The sequence below is a fragment of the Aeromonas sp. 96A genome (assembly GCF_051919165.1).
Taxonomy (GTDB): domain Bacteria; phylum Pseudomonadota; class Gammaproteobacteria; order Enterobacterales; family Aeromonadaceae; genus Aeromonas; species Aeromonas veronii.
In genome coordinates, this window is record NZ_JBQBFE010000001.1 from 1,431,808 (window position 1) to 1,451,348 (window position 19,541).

Below are 19,541 nucleotides of genomic sequence, written 5' to 3' on the forward strand. Positions count from 1 at the left end.
TTTTACTTCTCCCCTGCCTTGTTACTGTACATATTGTCAGCCTGTGTATAGTCATTATTTTCGTCATCAAGCCATTTAACCTGATTCATGCGGCGGACGACAACAAACTCATCACGGTTAGAGCCCACTGTGCCATAATAGTTGAACCCATAAGCCTGATGTGCATATCCGCCAATCATATGAGTTGGTTTAGGGCAGACACGAGTAACGGAGTTATGAATCCCACCACGTTGTCCTGTTATTTCGGAGCCTGGAATATTCACCAGGCGCTCTTGAGCGTGATACATCATTACCATTCCAGCAGGGACGCGCTGACTCACCACTGCACGAGCAGTTAATGAACCATTGATATTAAATGCCTCTATCCAGTCGTTATCCTCAATTTTTAGATCTTTAGCATCATCTTCACTTATCCAAACAATTGGCCCACCCCGAGACAGTGTAAGCATCAACAAGTTTTCGCTGTATGTTGAGTGGATACCCCATTTCTGGTGCGGAGTGATCCAGTTCAGAGCTTTCTCTTTGTTACCGTTACCCTTCTTACCCATAATATTTTTAATAGTCTGGGTATTGATTGGTGGTCGATATGAAATGAGACTTTCGCCAAAATCACGCATCCATTGGTGATCCTGATACAGCTGTTGACGACCAGTAATGGTTCGCCATGGAATTAGCTCATGAACGTTTGTATAACCTGCGTTATACGAGACATGCTCGTCTTCCAAACCAGACCATGTTGGGCTAGATATGATTTTTCTCGGCTGAGCCTGAATGTCACGGAAACGAATTTTTTCCTCTTCCTTGTTGATAGCAAGATGTGCATGTTCTCGGCCAGTCAGCTTACTTAATGCATTCCAAGCCTTAACAGCCACATGACCATTAGTCTCTGGGGCTAAAGTAAGAATTACTTCAGCCGCATCAATTGCAGTGTCAATCTTTGGCCGCCCAGCATTCGCGCCATCATGGTGTGTGTAGTTAAGTTTTTTAAGAAGGTCTACTTCGGTTTCTGTGTTCCAATTAATACCCTTGCCACCATTTCCTTGCTTATCAAGGAGTGGGCCTAACGATGTAAATCTTGCGTAGGTGTTAGGATAATCGCGCTCAACGGTCATTATATGTGGTGCAGTTTTTCCTGGAATGAGATCACATTCACCCAATTTCCAGTCTTTTACTTCAAACGCTTGGGCTATTTCTGCTGGAGAGTCATGCTGCATTGGCAATGTAACCACATCGGTTTCAACGCCAAGATGTCCTTTACAGAGCTCAGAAAACGCTTTTGCAATTGCCTTATAAATTTCCCAGTCGGATTTTGCTTCCCAGGCTGGATCTACAGCTGCTGACAATGGATGGATGAATGGATGCATATCCGAGGTATTCATATCATCTTTTTCATACCAGGTTGCAGTAGGCAACACGATGTCTGAAAACAGACAGGTACTCGACATCCGAAAATCTAGAGTCACAACGAGATCAAGCTTGCCTTGGGTTGGGGTATCTTTCCAATCAACTTCAGATGGTTTGCTATCACTGAATGAGCCGAGATCTTTTCCTTGAATGCCATGTTCTGTGCCCAACAGGTACTTGAGCATGTATTCATGACCTTTACCTGAAGACCCAAGAAGGTTTGATCTCCAAATAAACATATTGCGTGGATAATGATCTTCGGGACACTCAGCAGCAAAACGAATACTGCCGTCCTTCAGCGAGTTAACCGTGAACTCTACAGGGCTTACCCCAAGCGCTTTTGCCTGTTCAGCAATACTCAGTGGATTAGTATTCAGCTGAGGGCTTGAAGGAAGCCAACCCAGCCGCTCTGCTTTCACGTTCATATCAATGAGATGCTTACTATATTTACTTGCATCAGCTAAAGGTGAAAGCAATTCTTGGGCATCTAACTTCTCATATCGCCATTGACTAGAGTGGTTATAGAAGAAAGACGTACCATTCATGTGGCGTGGAGGCTTTTGCCAATCTAGGCCAAATGCCAACGGTTGCCAGCCCGTCTGGGGACGAAGCTTCTCTTGCCCTACGTAGTGAGCCCATCCACCACCGCTCTGTCCTACGCAACCACAGAATACCAGCATGTTAATCAAACCACGGTAATTCATATCCATGTGATACCAGTGGTTCATGCCTGCACCAACGATGATCATTGAGCGCCCATGTGTTTTGGCTGCATTGTCAGCAAACTCACGAGCGATGCGGATAATCTCATCTTGTGGTACACCCGTTATTTTTTCTGCCCAAGCGGGTGAATATGCCTTCACTTCCTTATAGGTATGTGCGCTGCTAGGGTCATCAAACCCTCTTTCTACACCATAGTTAGCCACGGTGAGATCGTAGACGGTGGTCACAAATTCTTGGCTTCCATCTGCCAACACGATGGATTTAGCTGGAATTTTTCTTCTGATAACTTCTTCTAATTCAACAGGTGTGAAATGCTCACTTTCCAATCCACCAAAATATGGGAAAGCCACCTCAACTAAATGTTGAGGTTCCTTTATTCCAACAGACAAAGTGACTGGTGTCTTGGACTGCCCAGCGGTCTCTTCAAGATTCCACTTTCCATCCTCTCCCCATCTATAGCCAATCGACCCTTGTGGCGCGACCAGATCACCAGAAACCTCATCAATCGCTATGGTCTTCCATTCAGGGTTGTTCTGTTCACCTATGTTATTGACCAAATCTGATGCTCTCAGGAAGCGTCCTGCTTCATAGCTACCATCTGGTCGTTTGGTCAATCTGACCAACATCGGAAAATCGGTATATTTCCTTGCGTAACTAACAAAATATTCATTTTTATGTTGAACGTGGAACTCGTTCAAAATGACATGGCCCATAGCCAATGCTAACGCGCTGTCTGTACCTTGTTTGGGGTTAAGCCAGTGATCACAAAGCTTAGCTACTTCAGCATAATCTGGAGTTATGGCGACAGTTTTGGTGCCTTTGTATCTAACTTCAGTAAAGAAGTGAGCATCAGGAGTACGAGTCTGAGGAATATTTGAGCCCCAGGCTATGATGTATGAGGAGTTGTACCAATCTGCTGACTCTGGTACGTCTGTTTGCTCTCCCCAAGTCATCGGTGATGCGGGAGGAAGATCACAATACCAGTCATAGAAGCTAAGGCAAGAGCCACCGATGAGCGATAAATATCTTGCACCTGCGGCATAGGAAACCATAGACATCGCTGGAATTGGTGAGAAGCCAACAACGCGATCTGGGCCGTGCTCTTTTACGGTGTAAACGTTTGCCGCTCCAATGATCTCATTAACTTCATTCCAGGTGCTACGAACAAAACCGCCTCTACCTCGGGCAGCCTTATACTTTTTGGATACATTCTGATCGGAAGCAATCGCACCCCATGCTAGAACAGGGTCTTTGTGCTTACTTTTTGCGTCTCGCCAAAGCTCAATCAACGCTTTCCTGACCATTGGGTACTTCAGTCGATTGGCGCTGTACAGATACCACGAGTAGCTTGCCCCTCTTGGGCAGCCGCGAGGCTCATGGTTTGGGAGATCTGGCCTTGTCCTAGGGTAATCAGTTTGCTGCGTTTCCCATGTAACCAAGCCGTTTTTTACATAGATTTTCCAACTACATGAACCAGTACAGTTCACGCCATGTGTTGAGCGTACAATTTTGTCATGTTGCCAGCGGTCTCTGTAACCATCTTCCCAATCTCTGTTCGTATTGTACGTTTGGCCGTGTTCACCAGAAAACTTTTCACCTAATGTCTTTAAATAGTTAAACCTGTCAAGAAACTTGCTCATTTTACTGCTCCATATGCATATGCATTAATAGTAACATTCTATTTATTGAGTTCTTTTCCATATACAAACCATGTTATTAGCCCACAAATAACATAGAAGACTAAAAAAGCTTTCATCGCATTAATTGGTGTTCCGCTGAGAGCTATTGATAAGCCGAATGCGTTTGGAATAAAGAAACCACCAATTGCACCTATTGCTGAGATGAACCCTAATGCTGTTGCTGTATCATTTGCTGATTTTTTTAAGGCTTGAGCTTCTGAATCATATCGCTGTAGATTCCTTTTTATCATCATCCCCCTAAACAAAACGGCGATCATTTGAAATGTAGAACCACTCCCAACTCCTGCGCATGAGAACAAAGCCATAAAGACAGCTAGAAAATAGGTGAAGTTGCCATGCCCTGCATCTGATGGAAGAGTTGAAAACAAAACCGCAACTAACGTAGCCATTAAGCAAAAGCTAACAAAGGTGACTTTAACACCGCCCAGCTTATCTGATAAAACGCCACCAACTGGCCTCATCAATGCGCCGAATAATGGCCCTATGAAAGCATATTTCATTATTTCAATATCAGGGAATTGAGTTTTAGCGAGCATTGCAAACCCCGCAGAGAATCCAATGAATGAACCAAAGGCAGCCAAATATAAAACACTCATAATCCAAAGATGTTTTTGTTTTAACACTACCCATTGCTCTTTAAACGAGGCTTTGGGTGCTGCAATATCATTCATAAAATGCCACGCTGCAATACTCAATATCAATATTACTGGCATCCATATTAAGGGTGCATTGCTGAGCCATATTGATGCATCAGGATTTCCTTGACCTAAACCGAAAGGGCCAAAGATATTTACAGAAATTACGATAGGTACAAGCATCTGCATGACACTGACACCCAAGTTACCTAGCCCCCCATTTAAACCAAGAGCCTTTCCTTGTTGAGTTTTTGGATAAAACAAGCTGATGTTAGCCATACTAGATGCAAAGTTGGCACCACCAAACCCACATAACAAAGAGATTATTAGAAATGTTGAATACGGCGTTGTGGTGTCTTGCAATGCAATGGTCAACCATGACATAGGTATCATAAGCAACAAGGTACTGAATGCTGTCCATCTCCGGCCACCAAAAACTGGGATCACAAATGAGTAAGGAATCCGTCCTAAAGCTCCAGTAAGTGACGGGAGTGCAGTCAGCAGAAACAGCTGGTCTGTTGTAAAGGTGAAACCAGCTAAAGGCAAGTTCATTGCTACTACGCTGAATATCATCCACACAGAGAATGAGATCAGTAGACAAGGGATAGATATCAGTAGGTTTCTTCTGGCAATATGAGAACCATTCTCAATCCAAAAGCACTTGTCATCAGGATTCCAGTCAACGAGCGTTTTGCTGTTATTTCTTTTATTTGTGTGACTGTCTTCACATCCATCTTTGTATTTTTGATATATGGACATTTTGCTCACCGGTTAGTGTTGGGGTACACAATTTCCAATAAACAATTTAAATGGATATTTTTTATTGACTTAGATCAACTGAACATATGTATTACAAATGATGAATATTTCGATAACTACCTACTACAGGGGGGGGCGGGTTGAAATTAACCACAACAAAATCATGCACTTAGCTTCAACAAGACTTTCTTTATCATGAGCTGGCTAATGTCTGGAATATTGTAGGTATTTACTTTGAGGTATTTTTATTAGGGTATCTAAAAGGTATAAACATCAGTAGTGACAATCTTAGGAAGTGTCAAATTCGTGAACATACTATTGAAGTATTGGAAGAAACTGTCTATTACAATTTCTATAACGTCAATTATATGTACACTATGCCTCATATCTATATTTAATATGAGTGCATCGATTTATTTGTCATCAAGCATCCAAGGGAATGCATATGTGATAAATAGTATTGGTTCAATTAGAATGAAAGTCTATGCACTCCTCTCAGGAACACTGTCTGTTGATGAAAAAGTGCAAGCGGTTAATAGCGTTGAATCAATTCTGCATGATCCTTTTTTTATTAACACGGCTGAAAAGCACAACCTTAATAAAGAATACATACAACTCAACAGTTTGTGGGATCCAAAATTAAAAAACATTCTTTCCCACTTAAAATCTGGTGATGTAGCAACACCATTAAGCATTAACCGCTCTAAAGAGTTTATTAGTTTGCTACAGAAGATAATCAAAAGCATTGAGAACAAAACAGAATCTAAGATCGTAGTGATTAATGGCCTTCAAAAAGCATCTTCTTTAATTGTTATATTGTTTTCCTTCATCGCAATTTATAGCTTAAATAAGCGTTTCTTTAGACCGTGGTCAAAATTATTGTTAATGGCTAAAAACATTCAGCATGGTGATTTTAGTTCAAAATTTGATTCTGAATCACATGATTACCGCGATGAGATGTGGCAGCTTGGCAATGCATTAAACAATATGTCAGAGGTTGTTAAGCATACCTACAGCGATCTGGAACAGATGGTAGCTGAAAAAACGCATAAACTTAACTTGCAGAATTTGCATTTAGAATTCCTTTATCGCAGTTGTAGATTATTTCAAAATCAAGAATTCAACTGCAAAGTTTTAGCTCCTTTCATGAAAGAATTAATCGGATACACTGGGGCTGGAAAAATAAAAGTATATATTCATGATCCACATAAAAATTCGGTCAAACATTTATACACCTTTGGTGAGAACGTGAGGCCATTACATTGTGCCTCTATGCGTTGCTCATTATGTATTAATAATGCAGATGTCACATCCCCTATTGAGAGTGAATATAATAATAGGTTATGGAACATTGGAGATGCGCATAATGATTATGGTTACATAGAATTTTTCTTTTCAAATGAAGTCACTATATTACATGATACAGAACAATTAATATTTGCATTTTGCAACTTGCTGTCTCAATCCTTATCTCTTTACTACAAAGAGCAACAACAACAACAACTATTATTATTTAAAGAAAGAAACACAATTGCTCAAACACTTCATGATTCGATAGCACAGTCTTTATCATACTTAAAGATAAAGATTAGCCTTCTTCAAAGGGATCCAATCATCATTAGTTCTTCTCAGGTTGATAATGTTTCAGAGATGAGGTGTGAGTTAAATGAAGCTTACTCAAACATCAGAAAACTAATTTCTACTTTTAGAATTCCATATAAGAAAATCGAAACGTTAATTTTATTAAAAGATGCGATAGCAATATTTAATGACACATATGGTTTTAACATTAGGTTGGAATATAAAGATTTTTATGAAGACTATTCGCATGAGCAGGAAATACTCATACTGAACTTCTTCAATAAATTATTCGAATGTTTAAGGATAAGTATGCCTCCATCACGGATTGAGCTGCATATAAAATCCCTAGCTGAATATGTCATTATCATCCTGAAGGGTGAAGCTGAGTTCGAGGATTCAATATCGAGCTTAGTTGTTTTTCTAAAATCAGAAAATATTTCATTCATTAATGAACGGACGCAAGTGAAAATTGATCTTCACGTAGTTTGAGGAACACACATGGAAAAAGCTTTAACAACCAACGCAGATGTTTTTTCAATTTTACTAATTGATGATCATCCTGTCCTACGGAGCGGGATTAAGCAACTTTTACGTACAAATCCCTTTTTAACTATTGTAGCTGAAGCCAGTACAGGACAAGATGGTGTTCAGCTAGCATTAGATTATGAACCTGACTTAATTTTGTTAGATCTTAATATGCCTGAGTTTAGTGGTATAGACACATTAAAGTCATTACGAGCGCATAATGTATCTAGCAGAATCGTAATCTTCACAGTATCAGATTATGAAGATGATGTTTCGGATGCTATACTTGCTGGAGCAGATGGTTATCTACTCAAAGACATGGAACCTGAAGACCTGATTAGCTCGATTGAACAGGCGTGCATGGGAAAGCTTGTGATAAGCCCAAAACTAACTGCAATCCTTATTGAAAGTATGCAGTCAAGAAGAAAAAACCGCCTTAAAGACAAAAATCTCCAAGTGTTAAGCCATCGCGAAATAGATGTTTTGAAATTTATTGCTCAAGGCTTGCCTAATAAGGTTATATCAAGACGTTTATTTATTTCTGAAGGAACAGTTAAAGTTCATGTAAAAAACATTCTTAAAAAATTAAATCTTCATTCAAGAATTGAAGTTGCAGTGTGGGTTCATAATGAGAAGATTATTTTCGACTAGTAGTGATAACTATTGCGTTATTTAATCATTTGCAGAAATAAAGCGTCACCGAAAAGTGGCGCTTTAATAGCTATCACTCTAATGTGAAAGGCCAGGAAGGATTTCCAATAGATAACGGCGCTGTTCTAATGGTGTGTTGCTTGTCCAAAAATCGAAAATCACATGAGCTAGCAATGGCATTAAGAGAAGTAAAACACACAACATTGCAAGCAGTTTCTTTGCTGAAACCTTTTTATTCGCAGTACCAAAATGAATCGCATTAGCTTGTTTTGGGCATGCAGAGATACAAGTTAAACAGTTTGTACACTCAATATTTCTGACAGATATAAGTTCATGAACCTGTATCCTTGATGGACATGCTCTACTGCATTTATCACAATCGTATCCCTTGCTTCGTAAACAGCTGCTGGAAGACCTGCGAATACGTAATGGTGTCAGAAGTCCTAACAAGGCAAGCCATCCACCATAAGGGCATAGGTATCTACAGAAGCCTTGCTTGAAAAACATCGTGATACATAATACCCAGGCAACAAAAATGCCTGATATGAAGTTCAAGTTGAAAAAGAAGGCTCCCATTTTCATGTCAGCAGCTTGGTGATACTGGCTCATCAAGTACCCTGGCAGTGCAACATTTGGAACAGCAAGAATAACTATGAACATCAGAAATGATAGAACTAGACATTTCTGAGACCTGAGCAGTAGGTCTAACCATTTTGGCGGAGTCCACTCACCAGGTAGCAGCAAATTTCGAAAATGATGCAGCCATTCACCGACAACCCCAAGAGGGCAAAACCATGAGCAGAAGGCACGACCTAAAATGAGTCCAGATAAGGAAATAACCAAGACTGTGATTGTTGCAGCTGGATGGTGGTAATCAGTAATGCCCAAACTCAACAACGCCCGCAAGCCAAGACCGCCCGCTATAGGTAGAAAGCCATCTACGATATCAGGTCTAGACAGCCAAGGTAGGTCACCCTGGTGGAGTTGAAAAATATAAACGCCATACTGTATTGTTACAAATCCCCACGATATAACTAAGAAATATCTAACTAAACTACGAAGTTGTTGATCACTTGAATCATAAAATGCGGATATTAATTTATATCTATAAAGCATACCAATAGCGACAGCAAACACGATTAAACTACTTAGTGGTGGCTTGGCTGCTACCGTCAACCATACAGCAGCGGTTAGCATCATGAACAGCTGCCAAGACCAGCCTGAACGCTCATGCCACTGGAACAACAACAGATACACCAAGCCACTCAGCATGGTTATGGTTTCAATCCCACTCATCTAGCCAACTCCCATCGCAAAAACAGCCAATCATAAACAACATTACAGTTATTCATTTTGATCTGGATGGGCAGTTGGCCTAGTTTGTGGCGATGACCAGATTGTAATTTATTCTCTTGTCTTAATGAGTGGGGTGTCTGAGCTTACGTTTTCAGCCCAAAAATGGATATTGAATCTAGCATCTTCAGACAGTTCAACCCTGTGCCAATACTGAGGTGGGCTGGTTGCAAACTCTCCGGCTCGGATTACAAGCGTAATTTCAGGTATCTCCGCTGTTTCATCAGCAAAACCGTAATATGTTACCGTCCCCTCCATTACACATAACTGACCGAATACGCCAGCAGCTGTATTGTGATGGGTTAATAGAGCCTGTGGTACGTTTTCATTTGTAAAGAATGGGGTTGAACGGCGAACAACCCAATGAGCTGGTATACTATGCAGTAGCGACATGTTTTATCCTTAATAATCTATGAAATTAAGTAAGGCTGAGCATATGCTCAGCCAGCAATTATTCATCTAGAAAGAAGGCGTAGAAGTGGGAATGCAGCTCCCATTTGGTCTCCACCTACGACAAAGCCGCACATTTCACCATCCTCGCTGCGAGCTTCTGCGACCATTCCATTTTTATTCCACTTAAACTGCCATGAAAGGTCTGTACCTTTTGTTCTACCAGCTAACTGCAAAGGATATTGAAGTGTTTTTACCTTCACTAGCATTGGAGGAAGCGTTAGTGGTGTTGGCTTACCAATCAGAGTTTTAGATAATGCATTGGCACCGAGAACAATTGGCTGCAAAAAGGGGCGTAATTCACCTTTCCACTCAACGCAATCGCCAAGCGCATAAATGTGCTCACTCGATGTTCTCAGGTATTCATCCACTACAATTCCACGCCTTACAGCCAGTCCCGCATTCATCGCTAAGGATAGATTCGGTTGTAGACCTATAGCTGAAATGACAAGATCCTGTTCACTGAAACTGCTGTCAGTGAGCTCTATCGTAAAGGATTCGTTGGCATCTCCTCTTTGTATCGACTTGATACCTCGACCAAGTTTTAGGTCAACCCCCTGCTCCCGTAAGGCTTGCAGTAACGGTTGACTCAATGCAGCTGGCATTAATGTACTTAGGGGGCTGTCCGCCAGATCTACAAGCGTCACAATTCGGTCTTGGCCCACCATATCCATAGCCAACTCACAGCCGATCAAACCTGCTCCGAGTACCATAATGCGTTTTGCATTCTTAATTAATTGTTCGGCATTGGCATAATCATTTTGGCTATTGAGGGTTACCATTTTATCCGAGTTGGGAACGGGAGGCAGTATAGAACTGGCCCCAGTTGCCAGCACTAGCTGGCCATAAGAAAAATCGCCATTATTTGTGTGTACCATTTTGTTATTCGGACTAATGCTATGCACAATCGTATTAGGTGACAGAATGATACGTTGCTGTTCAGCAAATTGAGCCCCCGTCAACTTTGTCATTGCGCTGGCGGTGTAACCACGACTGACCACATGACTCAAGTCCGGTTTGTTATATTCATTGCCATTATCAGCGGTAATAAGACGGATCGGTCTTTCACCATCTAATTTACGCAAGCTTTTTACCAACTGCTGAGCGGCAAAGCCGCTACCGATGATGACTATATCCTGGCTGGAACCAGCATAATGCTCATTTAATGCGCTCATACACATGCCTCCACTGCGCATGGTTCGAATACCTCCTTGCCGATGCCGCAGCCAGGGCAAAGGAAACTCTCCGGTACAAGGCTCCAGGGAGTGCCAACCGCAACCAATTGATCCGGTTCACCTAAGGCGGGGTCATAAACCCACTGGCAGACTGTGCAAAGCATTGCTTGCTCATCGTCTACTCCGGCTACAACTGACTGGGTGGTCTCCTCTACAGGGGAGATATCAACAGTGAATGGCACTTGATGGGCTGCTTTTTCTGGGCGAGGCACCTCAATAGGATGTAACGCCCATTGACGAGCGAGCTGGCGTCCATGCTCTCGGCACTCTGCCAGTGCAGAACCATCTGGTCGCCATTTGGCTTTCAGAGAAATGCTGATATCAAAGCCTGCATCCATCAATCGGGTCTGGATACGATCTACTGCACCACCAGTCCAGCCGTAACTGCCGAATGCAGAAGCACGCTTGTTTCTAAAGCGCAGGCCAGTTATCTCCTCCAGCATGCCTGCCACCTTAGGCATCATGACGTTGTTCATTGTGGATGAGCCCACGAGTATTCCCTTGGAGCGGAACACTTGTGTCAGGATCTCGTTCTTATCGTGGCGGGCTACGTTGTAGATCTTGACTGCGACCCCAGGGTCAACTTCGTGAATACCCTGTGCGATGGCATCGGCCATCATACGGGTGTTGTTTGACATCGAGTCATAGAACAGGGTGATACGATCTTCTTGGTAGTGGTCTGCCCACTCCAGATACTTGAGAATAATTTGGGTCGGATCCTCACGCCAGACAATACCGTGGGAGGTTGCCACCATGCTTACTGGCAGGTTGAATCCAAGCACCTCTTTGATTTTAGCTGTCACAAGTGGGCTGAATGGGGTGAGGATATTTGCGTAGTACCGTTGGCACTGCTCCATCAATTCGGTTTGATCTACTTCGTCATTGAACAGATGCTCATCACAATAGTGTTGACCGAAGGCATCGTTAGAAAACAACACTGCGTCCTCAGTCATGTAGGTCATCATGCTGTCGGGCCAGTGCAGCATAGGTGTTTCAATGAACACCAGCTGCTTGCCATTACCGATGTCGAGACTGTCGCCTGTTTTGACTGGATGGAAGTTCCATTCAGGATGATGATGGTGTCCCGTGATTGAGTCGATAGCGTTGTGAGTGCAGTAAATCGGAGTGCCTGGGATACGAGCCATCAATTCGGTCAGTGCCCCTGCGTGATCTTCCTCAGCATGGTTGATCACCACATAATCGATAAGGTTAAGGTCGATCTCTGCTGCAAGGTTTTGAACGAACTCTCGGCTGAACTTATGATCGACTGTATCAATCAGCACGTTCTTCCCTTCACGGATGAGATAGCTGTTGTAGCTCGTCCCCTTGTTTGTCTTGTACTCAGTACCATGAAAATCTCGAACTTCCCAGTCCCGTTGGCCGACCCAGTGAATGTTGTTTTTGACATGAATGGTCATCTGGCAATTCCTCAGTATGTAATAGTTGGTATTTCTTGATATCAACTATTGCAGCTAACATGCCAACTCATAACTCATTGTTTTTATGAGGCTTAGTTTATTTTCTTGTTAAAATGACATAGTATTGATATTGTTTAAATGACAGCATTAATGTCATTTGGACACTAACAATGATTTCGACAGACAGTTTGGCTCGTATTGCTATAGACATACAGCTGGGGATTTCACATCAAGACAGATTCCACCGCCTTATCCAGAGTATTCGCAGCCTACTGAACTCAGATGCGTCAGCCTTGCTACGATACGAAGGAGGCCAGTTCATCCCGCTCGCCATCGATGGCTTAATGCAGGACGTATTAGGACGCCGTTTCGCCATCAAGGAGCACCCACGCATGGAGGCAATTGCCCGTGCTGGTGACGTAGTACGCTTTCCGGCAGATAGTAGCTTGCCAGACCCCTATGATGGCTTGATCCCTGATCATGCAGAATTTAAGGTGCATGCTTGTGTTGGTTTGCCTCTGTTCTCCGATCAAGTCTTGATTGGTGCATTGACCATAGATGGAATGAATCCTGCTCAGTTTGATGACATTAGCGATGAAGAGTTGCGTTTAATTGGTGCGCTAGCGGCAGCGGCGTTAAGTAACTCATTACTACTAGAGCGTTTAGCTCGCCAGAGCAGTGAGCCATTAATACCTTCAACACCAACAGGTGCAGATAGGTTCGAGATAATCGGGCATTCTCAGGCGATGCAGCAGCTAAAGCATGAGGTAGATATAGTTGCTAATACTGATTTAAACGTCCTGATTTTGGGCGAAACGGGTGTAGGTAAGGAGTTAATAGCAAAAGCTGTACATCTTGGCTCGCCACGTGCAGATCGCAAATTGGTATATCTCAATTGCGCAGCCCTACCGGAATCCGTAGCAGAGAGTGAACTATTTGGGCATGTAAAGGGAGCGTTTACAGGCGCTATTCATAATCGTGCGGGTAAATTTGAATTAGCGGATAAGGGCACGTTGTTCCTGGATGAAGTTGGTGAATTATCCTTATCATTGCAGGCAAAATTGCTACGTGTCATTCAATATGGAGACTTGCAGCGCATTGGTGATGATACCCCACTGAAAGTCAATGTACGTGTGCTTGCTGCAACGAACCGAGACTTGAAGAAAGCAGTCATCGATGGCAAGTTTCGAGCAGACCTCTATCATCGCCTGAGTGTTTTCCCTATACATGTACCAGCCTTGAGAGATAGAGAGGATGATATCTCCTTGTTGGCTGGCTACTTTTGCGAGTGCTGTCGAGTGAGTATGGGGTTAGAGCAACTGCGGATCCAACCTCAAGCACTGCATCTTTTGAAGGGCTATGACTGGCCTGGTAATGTGCGCGAACTGGAGCATGCCATTCATCGTGGTGCCGTATTGGCTAGAGCAGAGCAACGAAGTCCGGTTCTGACGCTTGCAACCCATCATTTCAGTATAGCTATGCCACCAATGCCTCAATCTAGTATAAGCCCTGCCGAAAATATTGATGGCTTCACCACTAACCAAATGGGTTTGAGAGCATCAACTGATGCATTTCAGTCTGCGCTAATTACGAAGGTGCTAGCAGATCATAATGATAATTGGGCTGCAACAGCACGAGCCTTAGATATTGATTGTGGTAATTTACACCGCCTAGCCAAGCGGTTGGGACTGAAGTAAATATCAGTATTTTTTACATTTTTGAAATTTCGATTTGAAATCAGAGCATTAATAATATAATAGAGCCCTAGTTATGGACAACATTGAATCAAACAGACCACCATCGCCACTAAAAACTTTATTGATTGATGATCATTCCATTCTACGCAGTGGAATAAAAGAGCTTTTATCTACAGATCCTGACATTAAAGTCGTTGCAGAAGCAGGTGATGGCCAACAAGGGCTAGAGCTGGCTATTACTTACGAGCCGGATGTAATAATATTAGATCTTGATATGCCCATACTGAACGGTCTTGAAACGTTAAAAAAAATAAAGGCACATGGGCTGAAATGCAAAGTCATAATTTTCACATGTTCCGACCTTGAAATGGATGTAATTGAGACTTTCAGGGCAGGAGCAGATGGATATTTGCTCAAAGACATAGAGCCATCTGATTTTATAATGTCAATAAGATCAATTTATTCTATTTCATTTGTGGCGAGCCCTTCAATATTAAAGATTTGTAATTCAGATCATTATATTAAGCAATCAAAAAAAGCAGCTAACTCGATAAATTCTTTAAGCCATAGAGAGATAGATGTGCTAAAGCTTATGTCAAACGGCTTTTCAAACAAGCTAATCGCTCAAGAATTATTTATATCTGTAGGAACAGTCAAAATTCACGTGAAAAATATACTAAAAAAATTAAGCTTGAAATCAAGAGTGGAAGTGGCAGTGTGGGCACATAATCGAACTATAAACTAGGTGTATGGGATAGCTCCCTATATTTCCTATAAAATATCACATCATATGTATGCCTTGTATTGGGTTAAGAAGAAATCACCACTTGGCATACATAATATTATGCACCAAGTGATGATTTATCTAACATTGCTTTTATTAGTTTCATTATAACTTTAATACAACCATCCTGTTCTGAATGAAACGCCTACAAAAACGAATAGGATAGATATGATCGTCACTGCTCGAATGTGCCATCCCATTAAAGCTAAATTAGACTCATTTAAATTCGGAATTACACGAAATCTAGCATTTATTGCAAAACAGGTAGTGAGTGTAAGTAATGCCAATTTAATGAGAATAACATTTGTAACCCTGTTATCAATGTTAAACCAATTTAGTACATCACTCTCAATGTTCAATGCCAGGTAAATACCCGTGACTATCTGCGTTATTAAGGCAGGCATTCCAATTCTCTCGTATACAGATTCAAAGTCTAGTAATATTTTCGTTGACGATTCCTTTAGTGCTTTAGGGAGAACTATTAGAGCGAGTATAATATGCCCGCCAGTCCAGATTGTTGCACCTAAAATATGCAAAAATAACGCAACTCCATGCATGTCAAACACCTTCGATGTTACACATTAAATTGGCATTCAGGATGTTCATTAAAGCACTTTTTGCTAATGATTTCTACTAAAAAAATTCAGTAGTTAGTAACTGATTTAATTAAAATCACAGTAAGTGTGATGCATTATTATTGATGCTCTACATCACAATGCAAGATGTCTCTGAAAGATACATCTTGCATTTGGATGCAATGTATTTAATTGCACTCTTTATTTATATTTTTATATGATGGAAAAAAATTTCATATTAAAGTGGGATTACATTATCAAATGAGATCTTTGCCATTTTCTTTTAATATTCAAAATAAAATTAATACGGCTAGATTTATAAAAAAACCACCTACACAAAGGAATAGAAATAGTATGGCAGCAAGAATCAAAGGTTTTACACCCGCTTGATGTATTGCACCAATGTGAGTACGTAATCCAAGAGCGGCCATAGCCATTGCAAGCAATATACTGTCGATATCAATCAAGTAATTGACAATGTGTGGAGGTATAATGTTAAGGGAATTTATTCCACTGGCGACAATAAATAATACCGCAAACCATGGTATAGTAATGCTATTGCTTTTATGGGACGTATCATGAGTCTCTTTACCGATGCATGTAGATAATACTATTAAAAATGGTGCGAGCATCATGACACGAATCATCTTAACAATCACGGCCGTATTTGCTGCATCCTCGCTGACACTACGGCCTGCTGCCACTACCTGTGCGACTTCATGAATTGTTGAACCAGCAAACATGCCGTATTGTTCAGCACTTATATCTAAATAGGGATAAATTAGTGGGTATAGAAACATAGCAATAGTTCCAAATACAACCACCGTAGCAACAGCAACTGAAACCTTATGAGCTTGGCCCTTGATCACAGGTTCAGCAGCCATTATCGCAGCTGCACCACAAATGGAACTTCCTGCACCAATTAGCATTGTTGTCTGTTTATCAAGTCTTAATAGTTTTGTTCCAATATAATAAGCCAAGATAAACGTACAGCTGATCATTAATATGTCTATGATAATTCCTGCCCAGCCTATCCCCTCTATTTGCTGGAAGGTTATTCTGAAGCCATAAAGAACAATGCCAACTCTAAGTAATTTATTTTTAGCATAATCTACACCTATAGCAGTATGATTTGCTACACGAGGGAAGACGGTGTTTCCAATAAAAATCCCAAATACAATAGCCAAAGTAAGCGCACTAAGGCCCATATGAGTTGCAACATCCAGTTTACTAGCTAAAATACTCATTGCGGCAATTATCGCTACGAGTATGATGCCTAGCCACCACTGGTAGCTTTTTAGGCTACTTTTCAAAAACGAATTATTATCATGTACAACAGACGAATGAGGCATTGAGTGGTCTTCTATACTTATTTACTGTGTTATAGCATTATATGCCTTGATAATTGATAATAAAAATACATAATAATTAACAATGGATAACCTACAGTTATGGTTATAAACCTACACCTTTTGCGCATTTTTTATACGGTTTCAAGTGAGGGCGGTTTTTCCAATGCAGCCACACATCTTTGTATTAGCCAGCCAGCGGTATCAAAAGCAGTTAGTGAGTTAGAGCGTCAGATAGGGCTTCCATTACTAGAAAGAGGTTCAGGTAGAAGCCGAAAAGGGATTCATTTGACTGAGCATGGGCAAGTGCTATTTGACCATGCGCATGCAATATACATGTTAGAGCGTGCTGCCATTGATGATATGCAAGCCAGAATTGGAATGAAGAAAGGGCGCTTGACAATTGGAGCAAGTAGCACAATTGCTGGGTATTGGTTTCGACCATATTTATCAAAACTTATACAACGTTTTCCTGATATTGACCTAAAAATAACTACGGGAAATACGCAGTATATAGGACAGCAGTTATTAGACTGTCAAATCGATATCGGATTGGTCGAAGGAACACTGAGTGATCCTCGCCTCTTATCATGTCATTGGCATGATGATGAGCTTTGTCTTATTACATCCCTAACATCAGATACATATGAACATGATTGGGCACAACACACTTGGTTGTTAAGAGAACCTGGTTCAGGAACGAGAGAAGCAACAGAGTTATGGTTAGAAAATCAAGGCATTATCCCTATACGGTGCATTGAATATGGTAGTACTGAAGGAATAGTCAGAGCTGTTGCTGAGGGACTAGGAGTTTCGCTGGTGTCTTCTCGGGTGGTGCGTGAATCAGGATATGCTGATGATGTTTCTGTTATGCCTATTTCTATTAGATTTCGCCCATTATTTATCGTTTTATTGAAAGACAGGCCGATTTCTCCTCTTGTAGAAAAATGTTATAATATCTTGATGAGTCAAAGTTGATATGTAATCTTCAAGCTAATAAGCGTTGTAGAATTTCCTACTCTATCTGCGTTGACGATTTTTCTAAAAGAAATAATCTATCGCATAAAGAAATCCATATTTCAATCCAAGGTGTGATTTGAGCAGGAATATATAGTCATTACTGCTATTTCAAGATCTTTTAGGTGGTTTTTTAGCTTCATGCGGACTGTAACATCTAATATGATATAAGTAGATATGTATACTTATTGGAAAGCTGCTTATAGATACTAATTTTCTATAGCTTGCATTTCTAGACTAATTCCATGTCTTAAATTCAGTATCACCGCACTTAAGGAAGGTGCGAACAAGTCCCTGATATGAGATCATGCATGTCATCTGGAGCCATGGAACAGGGTTCATCATGAGTCATCAACTTACCTTCGCCGACAGTGAATTCAGCAGTAAGCGCCGTCAGACCAGAAAAGAGATTTTCTTGTCCCGCATGGAGCAGATTCTGCCATGGCAAAACATGGTGGAAGTCATCGAGCCGTTTTACCCCAAGGCTGGTAATGGCCGGCGACCTTATCCGCTGGAAACCATGCTACGCATTCACTGCATGCAGCATTGGTACAACCTGAGCGATGGCGCGATGGAAGATGCTCTGTACGAAATCGCCTCCATGCGTCTGTTTGCCCGGTTATCCCTGGATAGCGCCTTGCCGGACCGCACCACCATCATGAATTTCCGCCACCTGCTGGAGCAGCATCAACTGGCCCGCCAATTGTTCAAGACCATCAATCGCTGGCTGGCCGAAGCAGGCGTCATGATGACTCAAGGCACCTTGGTCGATGCCACCATCATTGAGGCTCCCAGCTCGACCAAGAACAAAGAGCAGCAACGCGATCCGGAGATGCATCAGACCAAGAAAGGCAATCAGTGACACTTTGGCATGAAGGCCCACATTGGTGTCGACGCCAAGAGTGGCCTGACCCACAGCCTAGTCACCACCGCGGCCAACGAGCATGACCTCAATCAGCTGGGTAATCTGCTGCATGGAGAGGAGCAATTTGTCTCAGCCGATGCCGGCTACCAAGGGGCGCCACAGCGCGAGGATGTGGACTGGCTGATCGCCGAGCGCCCCGGCAAGGTAAGAACCTTGAAACAGCATCCACGCAAGAACAAAACGGCCATCAACATCGAATACATGAAAGCCAGCATCCGGGCCAAGGTGGAGCACCCGTTTCGCATCATCAAGCGACAGTTCGGCTTCGTGAAAGCCAGATACAAGGGGTTGCTGAAAAACGATAACCAACTGGCGATGTTATTCACGCTGGCCAACCTGTTTCGGGCGGACCAAATGATACGTCAGTGGGAGAGATCTCACTAAAAACTGGGAATAACGCCTTAAATGGCGAAGAAACGGTCTAAATAGGCTGATTCAAGGCATTTACGGGAGAAAAGATCGGCTCAAACTGAAAAAATGAAATGACTGAGTCAGCCGAGAAGAATTTCCCCGCTTATTCGCACCTTCCCTAAAGTAGCGTAAACAAGACACCGGTTTGAGGCCGGTGTCAGGTGATAACTAGATCTGTACAGCTCCGCTCAGTTCACTTGTCGCCTGACAGGGGATCTCCTGTTGGGACTTGCCCATCTGACTCTCTAGGTTGGTTGAGTCAGAGGATCAGCTCCCCGGATTCGCTGAAAATTTCGGATTTAGTCAATAACCCACTAAAATTCCACAATAATTAAATTTTTTCCTACAC

General features: G+C 42.0%; 13 protein-coding genes and 1 pseudogene. 6 read left to right on the top strand and 8 right to left on the bottom strand.

The annotated features are described in order from the left end of the window. Nucleotides 1-2: 2 nt before the first annotated feature. Both ACTG2W_RS06450 and ACTG2W_RS06455 read right to left on the bottom strand, forming a co-directional pair. Nucleotides 3-3,767 carry a nitrate reductase subunit alpha gene (locus ACTG2W_RS06450; protein WP_042024866.1) on the bottom strand — a complete coding sequence of 1,255 codons (3,765 nt, stop codon included), beginning with the start codon at nucleotides 3,765-3,767 and terminating at the stop codon, nucleotides 3-5. A 38-nt stretch (nucleotides 3,768-3,805) separates the two neighbouring features. Next, complete coding sequence (locus ACTG2W_RS06455; RefSeq protein ID WP_042024865.1) at nucleotides 3,806-5,221, bottom strand: NarK family nitrate/nitrite MFS transporter; 1,416 nt, start codon at nucleotides 5,219-5,221, stop codon at nucleotides 3,806-3,808. Nucleotides 5,222-5,668: 447 nt separating this feature from the next. On the opposite strand from ACTG2W_RS06455, the gene ACTG2W_RS06460 reads away from it, so the two are divergent. Next, complete coding sequence (locus tag ACTG2W_RS06460) at nucleotides 5,669-7,291, top strand: histidine kinase (RefSeq protein WP_159143394.1); 1,623 nt, start codon at nucleotides 5,669-5,671, stop codon at nucleotides 7,289-7,291. Between the two features lie 9 nt (nucleotides 7,292-7,300). Further along, entirely contained in the window at nucleotides 7,301-7,978 is a 678-nt protein-coding gene (gene narL / locus ACTG2W_RS06465) for a two-component system response regulator NarL (protein ID WP_017408671.1), read from the top strand. A gap of 78 nt (nucleotides 7,979-8,056) precedes the next feature. Here narL and ACTG2W_RS06470 read toward each other — a convergent pair whose 3' ends face one another. The 4 genes from ACTG2W_RS06470 to norV form a co-directional block, all read right to left on the bottom strand. Beyond that, entirely contained in the window at nucleotides 8,057-9,274 is a 1,218-nt protein-coding gene (locus ACTG2W_RS06470; RefSeq protein WP_139411149.1) for a 4Fe-4S binding protein, read from the bottom strand. A 108-nt stretch (nucleotides 9,275-9,382) separates the two neighbouring features. Further along, nucleotides 9,383-9,724: a DUF1971 domain-containing protein gene (locus ACTG2W_RS06475; RefSeq protein WP_017408673.1), complete on the bottom strand. Its 342-nt coding sequence runs from the start codon at nucleotides 9,722-9,724 to the stop codon at nucleotides 9,383-9,385. A gap of 62 nt (nucleotides 9,725-9,786) precedes the next feature. Then, entirely contained in the window at nucleotides 9,787-10,956 is a 1,170-nt protein-coding gene (gene norW / locus ACTG2W_RS06480) for an NADH:flavorubredoxin reductase NorW (RefSeq protein WP_042024864.1), read from the bottom strand. After that, nucleotides 10,953-12,434, bottom strand: coding sequence for an anaerobic nitric oxide reductase flavorubredoxin (gene norV / locus ACTG2W_RS06485; protein ID WP_017408675.1), 1,482 nt, complete (start codon nucleotides 12,432-12,434; stop codon nucleotides 10,953-10,955). The genes norW and norV overlap by 4 nt, the downstream gene beginning before the upstream one ends. Nucleotides 12,435-12,604: 170 nt before the next feature. Here norV and norR point away from each other — a divergent pair, with 170 nt between their 5' ends. Both norR and ACTG2W_RS06495 read left to right on the top strand, forming a co-directional pair. Continuing rightward, entirely contained in the window at nucleotides 12,605-14,131 is a 1,527-nt protein-coding gene (norR, locus tag ACTG2W_RS06490; protein WP_082037433.1) for a nitric oxide reductase transcriptional regulator NorR, read from the top strand. A 73-nt stretch (nucleotides 14,132-14,204) separates the two neighbouring features. After that, nucleotides 14,205-14,876 (top strand): response regulator, encoded by a 672-nt coding sequence (locus ACTG2W_RS06495; RefSeq protein ID WP_080768714.1) that lies wholly within the window; start codon nucleotides 14,205-14,207, stop codon nucleotides 14,874-14,876. A 152-nt stretch (nucleotides 14,877-15,028) separates the two neighbouring features. Here the strand turns inward: ACTG2W_RS06495 and ACTG2W_RS06500 are convergent, their stop codons facing one another. Both ACTG2W_RS06500 and ACTG2W_RS06505 read right to left on the bottom strand, forming a co-directional pair. Further along, entirely contained in the window at nucleotides 15,029-15,472 is a 444-nt protein-coding gene (locus ACTG2W_RS06500; RefSeq protein ID WP_042084603.1) for a CopD family protein, read from the bottom strand. Nucleotides 15,473-15,780: 308 nt separating this feature from the next. Continuing rightward, nucleotides 15,781-16,842, bottom strand: a complete 1,062-nt coding sequence (locus tag ACTG2W_RS06505) for a YeiH family protein (RefSeq protein ID WP_052447232.1) — start codon at nucleotides 16,840-16,842, stop codon at nucleotides 15,781-15,783. A 99-nt stretch (nucleotides 16,843-16,941) separates the two neighbouring features. Here ACTG2W_RS06505 and ACTG2W_RS06510 point away from each other — a divergent pair, with 99 nt between their 5' ends. Both ACTG2W_RS06510 and ACTG2W_RS06515 read left to right on the top strand, forming a co-directional pair. After that, nucleotides 16,942-17,817 (top strand): LysR family transcriptional regulator, encoded by an 876-nt coding sequence (locus ACTG2W_RS06510; protein ID WP_080768715.1) that lies wholly within the window; start codon nucleotides 16,942-16,944, stop codon nucleotides 17,815-17,817. 382 nt (nucleotides 17,818-18,199) lie between these two features. After that, a pseudogene (locus tag ACTG2W_RS06515) lies at nucleotides 18,200-19,165 on the top strand (IS5 family transposase). Nucleotides 19,166-19,541: the final 376 nt, after the last annotated feature.